Annotated in this window: 1 protein-coding gene; it reads right to left on the reverse strand. The window is 35.6% G+C overall.

The window, feature by feature from the left end:
• On the reverse strand, positions 1 to 403 hold a 403-nt coding region (locus AB4114_RS35805), incomplete at its 3' end, for an FtsW/RodA/SpoVE family cell cycle protein (protein ID WP_441992680.1).
• Positions 404 to 645: the final 242 nt, after the last annotated feature.

The following is a 645-nucleotide window of genomic DNA, read 5'->3' on the forward strand; positions in this document are numbered from 1 at the left end:
GCCTATGCGTCTCGACTTCTCTTTTGGATAGAAAATATGATAAAAACAAGATTAAAATGAGCTTACACAGCTCTGCCGGTTGAAAGCCAATCCCACCAGGAAGAATGAACCACCCCTGAGCATTGTTGAGTGTATCCCCTTTAAAAAATAATAAGACCAGCAATCCTACCCCAATGAAATAATATATCGGCGAATAGCGCAATAAGAGTTTATAGTTAAAAAATAGCATTATAAATAAGACCATAAATCCTAGACCGTAAAAATACATCATTTTAATATATGATTGGGAAAAATCTGGCTCAGTCAGTGTTGCGCTGTAGATGCAGAATATACTAATGATCATTAAGATGAGCAGCAGCGACAAAATAATGAAATCCAGCCCTTTAATTATTCTTTTCAACATGAAAGCTAATTGCGATCCTCCGAKGATATTCTCAATAATAAATCACCTATTTCTGGATAAGTTAAGAAAGCTACATATAAGAATATAGAAAACTGTTTAATAAAAAGGAGGGTATTTATTAAATTTTCCTTAAATTTCATTCTTCTGAATCCAGATTGTACCCAGTAAGGGAATTTAGAGCTTTTGTTGCACTAAACTGACCGTCCCTCAAAGACAAAAGCAGCCGATCGTGTCCGGCTGCC

The organism is Paenibacillus sp. 2RAB27, assembly GCF_052115445.1.
Lineage (GTDB): Bacteria > Bacillota > Bacilli > Paenibacillales > NBRC-103111 > Paenibacillus_E.